The following is an 11,405-nucleotide window of genomic DNA, read 5'->3' on the forward strand; positions in this document are numbered from 1 at the left end:
AAAGGTGTCGGAACCGTAATACTTGGCAAGGTAGTTAGTGGAAAAATTAAACAATATGATAATCTCAAACTCTATCCTGCAGGCATTGATGTCATGATAAAATCAATCCAAATGCATGATGATCCTGTCGAAGAATCTGTTTGTCCTGCAAGAGTAGGTTTAGCAGTAAAGGGTGCAAAGCCAGATGAAGTTGGGCGAGGGGATGTAATTGCTCAGGCAAACACTGTAGATGTAAAGTCTGAAATTGAACTAGATTTTAAAAAAAATCCCTTTTATAAAACAGATATTGCTCAAAATCAAGGTTGCTTAGTTAGTATAGGTCTGCAAATAAAAGCAGCTAAATTTTCATCAATATCTCCATTAAAGCTCACATTTGAAAAACCAATAGTATGTAATTCTGGTGATATTGCAGTGATTCTAAAGCCTGAATCAACAACTATTCGAATTTTAGGTAGTGGCATCATCAAATAATTTTAATTTTGTTCTCTATGCAATATCCTCATATCTTCATAACTAAGAAAGCCTTAAGTTTTCGTAAATTACATAACTATAATGGGATTTTTTAATAAATCTGGAAAAACAGATAAAACAACTGGAGATAATCTCGAAAAAACACTATCTACAATTCTAGTCAAAGATATCATGTCCAAAAAATTGATAACTGCTTCATCCTCTACAACTGCACATCAAATATCTAAAATGATGGAACAAGGAATCGGGTCAGTTTTGGTGAAAAATGGCTCTGATGATATGGGAATTATTACTGATAGAGACTTTGCAATTAAAATTGTTGCAAACAAGCACTCCTATGATATCCCTATTGAAAAAATAGCATCATTTCCATTGCAGACAATTGGTTCAAATGAATCTGTTTTAGATGCTGCAAAACAAATGGCGTCAAAAAAAATCCGCAAGCTTGCAGTAATTGAAAATGATAAAGTCGTTGGAATTGTAACATCAAGTGATCTGATTAGACAATTATCTAAAATGACACAATAGACTGATTTAATAAAATCTAAACTTATTCTATAATGTGCGTGGATTAATGATGGGTAGGTTTCAACCTTTCCATAATGGGCATTTGAATTTAGCAAAACAAATTCTTGAAGAATGCGATGAAGTCATAATTGCTATAACTAGTTCCCAGTTCAACTATCTAGAAAAGGATCCGTTCACATCTGGAGAAAGAATAGAGATGATTCATAATTCCTTAAAAGAATCTAAATTTGATTTATCTCGATGTTTTATCGTGGCAATTGAAAACCAATTCAATATTGCAACATGGGGTTCATATCTAAAAGCCGCATTGCCTCATTTTGATAAAGTGTATAGCGGAAATGACTATGTCAAAATGCTTCTTGCAGACTCTTCAATTGATGTAATATCGCCAAAATTTTTAGACCGTACACAATACAATGCAACTCACATCAGATCATTGATTGTTGTTGGTGATGATTGGAAAACTTTGGTTCCACATGCAGTTGTCAAATTTTTAGAAAAAATTAATGCTAAAAAAAGACTAGACATAATATCTAAATCCGATACAAAACCCACTGAGCATTAATGGAACCAGTACGCGCTTGTCCTATTTGTCCAAATTGTGGTTCAAAGAGATTTGAAAGATTACCGGGCGATATAGTCACTGTAAAATGTCGTGGATGCAAGAAAATAATCCAAATCTGAAATTCTATAGTTAATATTTGCAATATTTTGTGTATTATTATGGCAAAAACATGGAAGGACAACGACATCAGTTTAGATCCAATAAAAGCACAAACTATTGCTGTAATTGGATATGGAATTCAAGGTGATGCTCAAGCTAACAACATGAAAGATTCTGGTCTTAAAGTAATTGTAGGTTTGAAAAAAGGCGGAAACAGCTGGAAGAAAGCAGAATCTGACGGCCATATTGTAATGTCCGTATCTGACGCATGCAAAAAAGCCGATATTATTCACGTTTTACTTCCTGATATGATCCAATCACAAGTTTACAAAGATGAAATTGGACCTAATCTCTCTGAAGGAAAAGCATTATCATTTTCTCATGCAGCTGCAATTCATTGGAAATGGATTGATGCTCCAAAAAATGTTGATATTATTATGGTTGCGCCAAAAGGACCTGGTTCCAAAGTAAGAGAAACTTATCTTGATAATTTTGGAACTCCTTCAATTGTTGCAGTTCATCAAGACTTTACAGGAAAAGCTTGGGATCGTACATTGGGAATTGCAAAAGCAATTGGAAGTGCACGTGCTGGATTAATTCAAACAACTTTTCAAGAAGAAGTTGAAACTGATTGGTTTGGAGAACAAGCTGATCTTTGTGGTGGCTCTGCATCTATGGTAAAGGCTGCATTCGAAACACTTGTTGAAGCTGGATATCAGCCAGAGATTGCATACTTTGAGGTTCTACATGAATTAAAATTAATTGTAGATATGATTCAACGATATGGAATAAATGGTATGTGGAGACGTGTTAGTGAAACCGCACGTTATGGTGGATTAACTCGTGGTCCAATGGTAATTACTGACGATGCTAAAGCCAACATGAAAAAAGTTCTAACTATGATTCAAGATGGCACTTTTAACAAAGAATGGATTAGTGAATATCAGAAAAATGGTAAAGATTCTTTTGATAAATACATGAAAGAAACAGAAGCACATCAAATTGAAAAAGTCGGTAAACAAATGCGAAAGATGATGTGGCCTGATTCTACAGAATAATTTTTGTTAAATCTTTCTTAATTTTGAAACACCCGTTGTAATATGATCAATTATATCATTTAGTGGTGTTCCAGGACCAAACACTTCGTCTACCCCTGATTTTTTGAGATCTTTTTTATCTTCTTCTGGTATGACTCCACCGCCAACTACTAAAACATCTTTGATTCCTTTTTTGTTTAATGCTTGGACTACTCTGGGGAACAATGTTCCGTGAGCACCATTAAGTAAACTCATTGCAATTGCATCGACATCTTCATCTTCTGCAATTTGTGCAATTCTATCAGGGGTTGCAAACAGTCCAGAGTAAATAACTTCCATTCCTGCATCTCTGAACGCTCTGCATAATACAAGGGCACCTCTATCGTGACCATCTAAACCTAATTTTGCCACCAAAATTTTTACACGTCTTGAAGATGTCTTTTGTTTCATAATTTGTGCTAATTAGTCATTATTTTAAAGGCTTTATTTGATTTTCGTCTTTTTCTGTTATTAGAAATTTAGATAAAGCGCTACACAAGCACTCTCAATGTGAAGGTAATTCCTGTAAACTATATGCTTGAATTTGAGCCTATTTTCAAAAATTTTACCTTTAATGGCAAGGAAATAATCACTGTAGATTGCAAAGAATCAGTTAACACTATAACTATGCACTGTGCTGAGATCAAAATAAAATCATGTAGTGTTATTCATAATAATGTCGTTCAAAAAGCAGTTACTAAAACAGATGAAAAAAAAGAAGAACTTTCAATCATTATCAAAAATAAAATCAAAGGACGTGCATTTATTGAAATTGAATTTACTGGAGAGTTAAATGATAGATTACTAGGATTCTATAGAAGCCAATACAAACAAAATGGCAAAACCAAATATCTTGCAACTACTCAATTTGAAGCAGCGGATGCTAGAAGAGCATTTCCATGCTGGGATGAACCTGAATCAAAAGCAACTTTTGAAATTTCAATCATTGCAGAAAATAAATTTACTGCAATTTCTAACATGCCAATTATTTCAAAAAAGAGAATGAAAAATAAAACCCTCTACAAATTTGCAAAGACTCCAATCATGTCTACTTATCTTATTTATCTGGGTGTTGGCGAATTTGAATATCTGACAGGAAAATCTGGAAAAATCCAAATTCGTGTAATTACGACAAAGGGAAATAAATCAAAAGGCAAATATTCGCTTGAACTTGGAAAAAAATTACTATCCTCATATGAAAAATATTTTGGAATAAAATATCCTTTACCTAAATTAGATTTAATTGCAATTCCAGACTTTGCTGCAGGTGCCATGGAGAATTGGGGTGCCATTACATTTAGAGAAACCATTTTACTTTATGATCCAAAGACGTCCTCTACTAGAACAAAACAATACATTGCTGAGGTTATCTCTCATGAGATTGCTCATCAGTGGTTTGGAAATCTTGTTACGATGAAATGGTGGAATGACTTGTGGCTAAATGAGAGTTTTGCAACCTTCATGGCTACTAAATTTGTAGATAAATTTTATCCTGAATGGGATTTGTGGAATCAATTCATCGAAGATGCGATGAATACTGCTATGGGCCTTGATTCGTTAAAAAATACACATCCAATTGATGTCAAAGTAAATTCTACATCCGAAATTCGAGAAATCTTTGATGCGATTTCATATGATAAAGGTGGATGTGTATTACGAATGCTAGAAAATTATGTTGGTGAATCAAATTTCCAAAAAGGATTAAAACAATATCTTGCAGATTTCAAATACGATAATGCTGAAGGCAAAGATCTTTGGGATGCAATTGGTAAGATTTCAAAAATGCCTGTACGTACAATGGTGTCTACTTGGTTAAAACAACCTGGTTTTCCCGTAGTTGAAATAGAAAAGAAAGACTTGACACTACATCTCAAGCAGAGACGATACCTCTTAGAGTCTGACAAAAAACACAACAAAGGTTTATGGTCCATTCCTCTTTCTGTTGGACTAAATGATGAATTGTTTCAGAAACTTTTCACAAAAAAATCAATGTCTGTAAAATTGCCTAAAAACAACATTGGATTTGTAGCAAACTATGGAAGAAAAGGATTCTATCGAGTAAAATATGATGCAAGTACTCTTTTAGATCTTAAAATGTTAGTAGACCAAAAGAAAATCGCATCAATTGACAGATGGGCAATTCAAAATGATCTTTTTTCATTATGTATTTCAGGTGATGATACAGTTAGAAATTATCTTGATTTTTCTGATGCATATTATGATGAGGATAGCTATCTTGCAACTGTGAATGTTGCCCATAACCTGGCTTCTCTTTATTTTAGAGCGTTTGGTGAAGACTTTGCCCAAGAAATTAAAAGTTATACTGTAAATTATCTAAAAAAAATTCTTTATGATTTAGGATGGACTCCTAAAAAAACTGACAAGCATACTGATGCTATGATGAGGGGTTTTGTCATTTCCACTCTTGGTAAGTTAGATGATGATGAAGTAATACTAGAATGTAAAACTAGATACAGGCAATTTATGAAAAATCAAAAAACAATATCTCCTGACTTGGTTGAGCCTATATGTTCAGTTATGGCTTGGATTGGAACTTCTAAAACCCATGATGAACTTACTCGTCTTTACAGAAATGCAAAAACCATGGAAGAAAAACTACGTTTCCTTGGAGCATTATGTAGCTTCAAAGATGAAAAATTACTGCTAAAATCATTGAATTTCTCACAGACCTCTGAAGTTCGTTCTCAAAATATGCAATTACCAATCATGAAAGTTGCTGCAAACCCCTATGGAAAAAAAATACTGTGGCCATGGCTTAAAAAAAATTGGCCAAAACTAAGCAAAAAAGTTGGACGTGGAAACCCGTTGTTTAATAGAATAGTTGCAAGTATCTCATCTATTGCAGATGACTCTATGGAAAAAGAGATTAGACAATTTTTCAAAAAGAATCCCACACCAGGTACTGAAAGAACTCAAGAACAAACACTTGAGAGAATTAGAATTAACTCAAAATTTTTGAAAAACATGAGAAAAGAGTTTACGTCATAATTCTAATGGCAAAAAAAATAGTCACTACAATTTCTATAATCCTAATCACTGTGTTGGGCGTACTTTTTCTTTTTGGTACTAGTCCAAATCATGACATTATAAAATCAACATTTGAAATTGATGCCACCTATTATGATGCAGGATACGTTGAGATATCTTATCTTGACAAATCTGAAAAAACAAATCATGTGGTTTTAGAAATATTGGGGATGGATGAGTCTTTTCAAAAAACTATCTCTGGTTCTAAATTCACTGAAACTGTTCCATTCCCTGACATTCCAACATATGGATGGCAAGTTCATCCTGTCACATTTCTTATAGATCATCAAAAACTTGGAAAAGTTTCTCTAAAAACTGAAATTCATCCATATGGTAAACCTACCCCTCCAATCATCTACGGCACTCCTTAGATTACAACAAGATTTTATTGCAGCTTCTAAAAATCAACATGTATTGGATATTTCTGATTTAAAAAAAGGTAAAAGAGGTGCAATCGCAAAGGCCATTTCTATTGTTGAAAATGACCCTATTGAAGCAAGAAAACTGCTAAAAAAAATATACAAAGAAACAGGAAATGCATCAATCATTGGAATTACTGGACCTGCAGGTGCAGGTAAAAGTTCGCTAATCAACAAAACTTCTGTTGCATTAAAAAAACTGCGTACAAAACCTGCTGTTTTAGCTATTGATCCTACTAGTCATGTTACAGGTGGTGCAATATTGGGTGACAGAGTTAGAATGACTGAATCAACAGATTCTGGAACCTATATTCGAAGCATTGCATCAAGGGGTGCAACTGGAGCTGTTTCAAGATCATTGAGAAATAGTATTAGAATTTTAGAATATGCTGGATTTAACCCGATAATTATTGAAAGTGTTGGTGCCGGTCAAACAGAAGTAGAGATATCTAATATTGCTGATATTACAGTTGTTGTTTTTAATCCAAATACTGGTGATAGTATACAAACCATAAAAGCAGGTTTAACAGAAATCGGAGATATCTATCTTGTAAATAAAAGTGATCTTGATGGGGCCAATCAATTATTTGATGCCGTTAGAGAGTATGTTGGTTCAACCGAGAAAAACATTATCTTTTTGAAGACTTCGGTTAAGAAAAATACTGGAATATCTGAATTTGCCAAAACTCTAAAGGATATGATGTCTATCAAAAATAAGAATAAAAAAGAAAAGATATGCTGAGATTAGAGAATGAATTAAAAGATCTTATTTTAAATAATATGAGTGAAAAGATTGAATTGATGCTAGAATCTGACAAAACATTTTCTAAATACCTTAAACAAATTCAATCAAAAAAAATGGATCCATTTGAAGCAGCTGATAAAATAACAAAATCTTTGATAAAGTGAGAAACATGGTAAAAAAACAAAAATCAAAAAAAGAACCAGAAAAGCAGTATGTGACTGATTCTAATTTTCCTGTAAAGAGAATTTATCATAAATCATCCAAAAAATATGTCAAAGAAGACTCTGGAGTATATCCGTACACCCGAGGAATTCATCCTTCAATGTTCCGTGAAAGATTTTGGACTATGAGACAGTATTCTGGTTTTGGCGATGCAAAATTAACAAATGAACGATTCAAGTTCATGCTTGAAAAAGGGCAAACCGGTCTTAGTATGGCCTTTGATCTTCCGACCCAGATAGGTCATGACCCTGACTCTGCTCCTGCAGAAGGTGAAGTAGGAAAAGTTGGTGTATCTATTGCATCACTTAAAGATATGATGATTGCATTTGATGGAATTCCTCTTGGTAAAGTAAGCTCATCAATGACTATCAATTCCACTGCATCAACATTGTTAGCATATTACATTATCGTAGGTGAATCACAAGGATTCAAAAGTACTGAATTAAGAGGAACTACACAAAATGATATTCTAAAAGAATACATTGCAAGAAATACCTACATCTATCCACCACAACCTTCTATGAGATTAATTGGCGATATGATTGGATATTGTGCTGAAAAAGTTCCACAATGGTATCCTGTTTCAATTTCTGGATATCATATGAGAGAAGCAGGATGTACTGCAACACAAGAAGTTGCGTTTACTATTGCAAATGCAATTGCATATATTCAAACATGCCTTGATAGGGGATTGAAAATTGATGATTTTGCACCAAGACTTTCGTTTTTCTTTTGTTGTACTATTGAATTCTTTGAAGAAGTTGCAAAGTTTAGAGTTGCAAGAAAAGTTTATGCTAAAATTCTCAAGGAAAAATTCCATGCAAAAGATCCACGTTCTCTACAATTAAAATTCCACACTCAAACAAGCGGTGAATCTCTTACTGCACAACAACCTGATAACAACATTGTACGTGTTGCCATTCAAACCATGGCAGCTGTACTGGGCGGTACACAATCACTTCATACAAATTCTAGAGATGAGGCATTGGCTTTACCCACTCAGGAATCAGCTAAAATTGCGCTTAGAACACAACAAATTGTAGCTCATGAAAGTGGAGTGACAAAAACCGCTGATCCTATGGCAGGCTCTTACTATCTTGAGGAATTATGTGCACAAATAGAAGAAAATGTTTGGAAATATCTTAAACAAATTGAAAAAATGGGTGGCTCCATTAAGGCTATTGAAAAGGGATTCTTCCAATCTGAAATTAGACAGAACGCATACCGTTTGAAGAAAGAAACAGATGCTGGTGAACGAGTGATAGTAGGTGTAAACAAGTATTCTGAGGTTGAAGGAAAATCTCCGGAACTCCTGAGAATTGATGATCGAATTGAAATCCAACAAAGAAAAGCACTCAAAGAACTAAGGGCAACAAGAGATAATACAAAACTCGAAAAAGCATTATCTGCAATGAAGAGTGCTGCTGATACTGATGAAAATTTAATGCCGTACATTATTTCAGCAGCTAAAGCATATGCTACCACAGGTGAGATTAGTAATACTTTCAGAGAAGTATTTGGAGAATATCGTCCAAAAGAAGTGTTCTAATTATTTTTATAAATTATTTTTATACCAAGGTCTTAACTCTAGCCAATCAATTTCTGCAATCATCTGTTCTACTTTTTTCATGATTGCAATTACTGATCTGTATTGCTCATACATCTCAATCTCTTCTTCTTTAGATAATACATTAGCTTCTGCATCATCAAAGAATTTGTTTTCTTTGTTTAGATGATCATCTAAGAATATTGCATATGTTCTAAGATACCTTGCTACTGGCTCCCTTGAATCTTCTCCTTCTCTCCATTTTTTAAGATACTCTGATATTTTTCTAGCGATATTTCGTCCAAACTCATGTTCTATCATAAATTTACGAATTTCTTCTTTTAGGTTATCGTAACTTGCAACACATGGGAAATACGAATCTTCTTCTCTTGAATGGTGAATTGTATCTACAAATTCGGATATTATTACAGTGATTTTCTCTAAATCTGAAAATGGAATATCTGCCCCTTTGTATATTTCCTGGGAGCATTTTGAGACAATTTTTTCTAGTCTGCGTACTTGAACATGATCCTCACGTAGTTGATTTGTAGCGCTCATACTGTAATCTGTATCTATTGTCTCATTTTAGTTATTTTGTTTCTTATCAATATCTTATTTTTAATATAATTATTTTAAAATACTCGTAATATGTGTTAAAAAGTGATGAAGATTGATCATATTGCAATTGCCGTAAATGATGTAGAGGAATCTGCTAAAGTTTACCAACAGGCATTAGGTATTGATCATGTAGAATTTGAGACAGTTGAATCAGAAGGTGTCAAAGTTGCAATTATTCATCTTGAAAATGGAAGAATTGAGTTAATGCAACCAACTAATGATGCTAGTCCAATCAAAAAATTTCTTGATAAAAAAGGACCTGGACTCCATCATATGGCCCTTGAAACTAACAATATCGAAGGAGAAGTCACACGAATGGAGGGTTGTGGAGTTCAATTTCTTGGTAAAATTAGACCTGGCTCTGCAGGGACTAAAGTTACATTCATCCACCCAAAATCTCTACACGGTGTACTTGCAGAATTATGCTCTCACCCAAAATAAATTAAATTCTGTATTATCTTAATTAAAATAAAAATAAATTTTTCAAGAATCTTTGAATTCTTGAATTTGTTTTACAACACTATTCATTTCATATGCTGTAATTTTTTGTTTGATGATGTCTTTAGAATTTACAAAATCCTTTTGTAGTGCAGATAGCTTGTTTTTCAAACTAGTGATTTGTTCTGATTGTGTAATTGGTTTTGTTTTTTCTATTGAAATAGGGGTGATTTGCTTATTGTTTGCTTTTATTTTTGAAATGCTTGCTTCACAACCATAACATGGTGAATTAAGATCGTCTTCAAATCTAGGTAGTTTTCCATTTGCATCAAAATATGATTGTGTGTTTTTGTCTGTAAAACTGTGTTTGATATTCAAGTCTTTTATGACATTAAGCATTTCAATTTTTGGCATTGTTGCATATGTTGTATATTCTTTCATTGCCTCAAAGTATGTGCCACCATTATCTAAGACTGTGTTTTTAGCCTCCTTTGCAAGCGTTACTTTGGAATTCAAATATTCGAATTGATCCCAGTAAATCCCCTGATATGTTGAATTCACCCCTGAAACATATTTTGCAAATGCATTTCTTGGTGTAAATTCTTCATATGTTGTATTCATTCTTGATAATTCTTCTTCTAGACTTGCTTGAGCTGCTTTTCGTTGTGAATCGATGAATTTTTGATGTTCATCTTTTTCTTTCTCCTTTTGTATCATGGTTGCATATTCTTTTCTAGCAATTTCTATATTTTTTAGAATGTTTTTTGTAATTGGGTTGTTATTGATGTCATTACTATCGATTTTTGTAAATGATGTGTTTGTTTCTCCATAGGATTGACTTGATGAAATTGATATTGATATCATTGCAGTCAAAAGTACTATGTACAGTAATTTTTTAGTCATTGATTTTCAAACCATTATTTTTGAATATTTACTCTACTGAGAATTTGAACTAATGATTGCTACTAATCCCTTTAATACTATTTCTTTAGTAACTGCATTTTTCATTCCATCATCTTTAACGTATCTGAGGCAGTAATGATCCCGATTATTTTTGATTTTTTTGATACAAGAATACATTTTGAGTATCTGATTAAAGGAACAAGGACATTTGCAGGCGTATCGTAATCTACAATTGGTGGAACTGGTTCCATTGTATCTGCCAATTTTGCATTTTTTAATTCAGATTCTCCAACATCTGCCAGGTGTTTTACTATTCCATCTTCTGATATCATTCCAACAAGTTCTGTTCCATTAAAAATTGGAATTTGACTTATTGACGATTCATGCATTTTCTTTATTGCATCATGTAATGTGTTATTTGGTTTCAATTTTACTACGTCTTTACTACAAAAATCCCCTGCTTTATGGGATGATGATTTACCTTCAAGATTTGCAAGACTATCAAAAATTCTTTTAGCTGTTTCATAGCTTGGCTGACTCCTTCCTGATTCTATTTGATTAATCATAGATGTGCTTACTCCTGTCATTGAGGCAAGTTTTTTTTGTGTAATGCCTATTTTCAATCTCATTTGTTTGATGGAATCAATTCTTGGTAGCAATTCGTATTGTTGTTTATCTAACTAGTTTTAAAATATGCTTTGAATGGTTATCTTTTTTTAGATTTACT

12 protein-coding genes and 1 pseudogene are annotated in these 11,405 nt (G+C 33.2%); 9 read left to right on the forward strand and 4 right to left on the reverse strand.

Annotated features, from left to right (window positions below; translation table 11 throughout):
• From BG20_RS00815 to ilvC, 4 genes are all read left to right on the forward strand, one after another.
• Positions 1–471 (forward strand): EF-Tu/IF-2/RF-3 family GTPase (locus BG20_RS00815; RefSeq protein WP_010189662.1); only part of this gene is annotated, 471 nt, incomplete at its 5' end.
• An 81-nt stretch (positions 472–552) separates the two neighbouring features.
• On the forward strand, positions 553–999 hold the full coding sequence (locus tag BG20_RS00820) for a CBS domain-containing protein (protein ID WP_010189663.1): 447 nt from the start codon (positions 553–555) through the stop codon (positions 997–999).
• A 34-nt stretch (positions 1,000–1,033) separates the two neighbouring features.
• Positions 1,034–1,564, forward strand: a complete 531-nt coding sequence (locus BG20_RS00825; protein WP_048096946.1) for a nicotinamide-nucleotide adenylyltransferase — start codon at positions 1,034–1,036, stop codon at positions 1,562–1,564.
• Between the two features lie 158 nt (positions 1,565–1,722).
• On the forward strand, positions 1,723–2,721 hold the full coding sequence (gene ilvC, locus BG20_RS00830; protein WP_010189666.1) for a ketol-acid reductoisomerase: 999 nt from the start codon (positions 1,723–1,725) through the stop codon (positions 2,719–2,721).
• Positions 2,722–2,727: 6 nt separating this feature from the next.
• Here ilvC and BG20_RS00835 read toward each other — a convergent pair whose 3' ends face one another.
• Positions 2,728–3,150 (reverse strand): cobalamin B12-binding domain-containing protein, encoded by a 423-nt coding sequence (locus tag BG20_RS00835; protein ID WP_007401794.1) that lies wholly within the window; start codon positions 3,148–3,150, stop codon positions 2,728–2,730.
• Positions 3,151–3,249: 99 nt separating this feature from the next.
• Here BG20_RS00835 and BG20_RS00840 point away from each other — a divergent pair, with 99 nt between their 5' ends.
• From BG20_RS00840 to BG20_RS00855, 4 genes and pseudogenes are all read left to right on the forward strand, one after another.
• Complete coding sequence (locus BG20_RS00840; protein WP_048096947.1) at positions 3,250–5,748, forward strand: M1 family metallopeptidase; 2,499 nt, start codon at positions 3,250–3,252, stop codon at positions 5,746–5,748.
• Positions 5,749–5,753: 5 nt separating this feature from the next.
• Positions 5,754–6,158 (forward strand): hypothetical protein, encoded by a 405-nt coding sequence (locus BG20_RS00845; protein WP_010189672.1) that lies wholly within the window; start codon positions 5,754–5,756, stop codon positions 6,156–6,158.
• Positions 6,118–7,115 (forward strand): annotated as a pseudogene (meaB, locus tag BG20_RS00850) (methylmalonyl Co-A mutase-associated GTPase MeaB). The gene BG20_RS00845 and the pseudogene meaB overlap by 41 nt, the downstream one beginning before the upstream one ends.
• 5 nt (positions 7,116–7,120) lie before the next feature.
• Positions 7,121–8,722 carry an acyl-CoA mutase large subunit family protein gene (locus tag BG20_RS00855; protein WP_010189674.1) on the forward strand — a complete coding sequence of 534 codons (1,602 nt, stop codon included), beginning with the start codon at positions 7,121–7,123 and terminating at the stop codon, positions 8,720–8,722.
• A gap of 6 nt (positions 8,723–8,728) precedes the next feature.
• Here the strand turns inward: BG20_RS00855 and BG20_RS00860 are convergent, their stop codons facing one another.
• A complete protein-coding gene (locus BG20_RS00860; protein WP_010189676.1) occupies positions 8,729–9,277 on the reverse strand; it encodes a hemerythrin domain-containing protein in 549 nt (182 codons plus the stop codon).
• Between the two features lie 105 nt (positions 9,278–9,382).
• Here BG20_RS00860 and mce point away from each other — a divergent pair, with 105 nt between their 5' ends.
• The gene (mce, locus tag BG20_RS00865; RefSeq protein ID WP_007401788.1) at positions 9,383–9,778 is read left to right on the forward strand and encodes a methylmalonyl-CoA epimerase; all 396 of its coding nucleotides are present in this window, start codon (positions 9,383–9,385) and stop codon (positions 9,776–9,778) included.
• Between the two features lie 42 nt (positions 9,779–9,820).
• On the opposite strand, the gene BG20_RS00870 is transcribed toward mce, so the two are convergent.
• Positions 9,821–10,678, reverse strand: a complete 858-nt coding sequence (locus BG20_RS00870) for a hypothetical protein (protein WP_010189677.1) — start codon at positions 10,676–10,678, stop codon at positions 9,821–9,823.
• A 101-nt stretch (positions 10,679–10,779) separates the two neighbouring features.
• Entirely contained in the window at positions 10,780–11,337 is a 558-nt protein-coding gene (locus tag BG20_RS00875) for a CBS domain-containing protein (protein WP_010189678.1), read from the reverse strand.
• Positions 11,338–11,405 lie beyond the last annotated feature (68 nt).

It is taken from the genome of Candidatus Nitrosarchaeum limnium BG20 (assembly GCF_000241145.1).
In the GTDB taxonomy this organism is placed as follows: domain Archaea; phylum Thermoproteota; class Nitrososphaeria; order Nitrososphaerales; family Nitrosopumilaceae; genus Nitrosarchaeum; species Nitrosarchaeum limnae.

Excerpts from the sequence above, each read along its gene's own strand:
- BG20_RS00820 (WP_010189663.1), top strand. The coding sequence starts at position 553 with ATGGGATTTTTTAATAAATCTGGAAAAACAGATAAAACAACTGGAGAT.
- ilvC (WP_010189666.1), top strand. The coding sequence starts at position 1,723 with ATGGCAAAAACATGGAAGGACAACGACATCAGTTTAGATCCAATAAAA.
- BG20_RS00835 (WP_007401794.1), bottom strand. The coding sequence starts at position 3,150 with ATGAAACAAAAGACATCTTCAAGACGTGTAAAAATTTTGGTGGCAAAA.
- BG20_RS00845 (WP_010189672.1), top strand. The coding sequence starts at position 5,754 with ATGGCAAAAAAAATAGTCACTACAATTTCTATAATCCTAATCACTGTG.
- BG20_RS00855 (WP_010189674.1), top strand. The coding sequence starts at position 7,121 with ATGGTAAAAAAACAAAAATCAAAAAAAGAACCAGAAAAGCAGTATGTG.
- BG20_RS00860 (WP_010189676.1), bottom strand. The coding sequence starts at position 9,277 with ATGAGCGCTACAAATCAACTACGTGAGGATCATGTTCAAGTACGCAGA.
- mce (WP_007401788.1), top strand. The coding sequence starts at position 9,383 with ATGAAGATTGATCATATTGCAATTGCCGTAAATGATGTAGAGGAATCT.
- BG20_RS00870 (WP_010189677.1), bottom strand. The coding sequence starts at position 10,678 with ATGACTAAAAAATTACTGTACATAGTACTTTTGACTGCAATGATATCA.